Raw genomic sequence first — 829 nt, 5'->3', positions numbered from 1 at the left:
GTTTGTCCTGTCTGTGACGCGGCTGCTGCGGGCCTTCAGAGGTCGATCATGAGCGCTTCCCAGCCAATTGAATGGACAGTGGCGCAACTGGCGCAGGCGGTCGAGCGCGGGCAGCTTGAGCTGCACTACCAGCCGATTGTCGATTTGCGCAGTGAGCAGATTGTCGGCGCGGAAGCCCTGTTGCGCTGGCGTCATCCGACGCTCGGACTGTTGCCGCCGGGCCAGTTCCTGCCCGTGATCGAATCGTCCGGCCTGATGCCGGAAATCGGCGCATGGGTGCTGGGCGCAGCCTGCCGTCAAATGCGCGACTGGCGGGTGCTGGCATGGCAACCGTTCCGGCTGGCCGTCAATGTTTCGGCGAGCCAAGTGGGGCCAGATTTCGACAAGTGGGTAAAGGGCGTGCTGGCCGATGCCGGGTTGCCCGCCGCGTATCTTGAAATTGAGCTGACCGAATCGGTTGCGTTCGGTGATCCGGCGATCTGCCCCGCCCTGGAAGCTTTGCGACAGATCGGTGTGCGCTTCGCCGCCGACGACTTCGGCACCGGCTATTCCTGCCTGCAACACCTGAAATGCTGCCCCATCAGCACGCTCAAGATCGACCAATCGTTTGTCGCCGGACTCGCCAACGACCACCGCGACCAGACCATCGTGCGCACCGTGATTCAGCTTGCGCATGGGCTTGGCATGGAAGTAGTGGCCGAAGGCGTGGAAACATCGGCGAGTCTTGATTTGTTGCGACAAGCGGACTGCGACACAGGACAAGGCTTCCTGTTCGCCAAGCCGATGCCGGCGGCGGCATTCGCCGTCTTCGTCAGTCAATGGAGGGGTG

General features: G+C 62.6%; 1 protein-coding gene. It reads left to right on the top strand.

The window, feature by feature from the left end; translation table 11 throughout:
- Positions 1-48 precede the first annotated feature (48 nt).
- On the top strand, positions 49-829 hold a 781-nt coding region (locus tag R7P74_RS25710; protein ID WP_443293388.1), incomplete at its 3' end, for a putative bifunctional diguanylate cyclase/phosphodiesterase.

The organism is Vibrio sp. 2033, from assembly GCF_033339735.1.
This window is presented reverse-complemented; position numbering and strand designations above follow the sequence as displayed.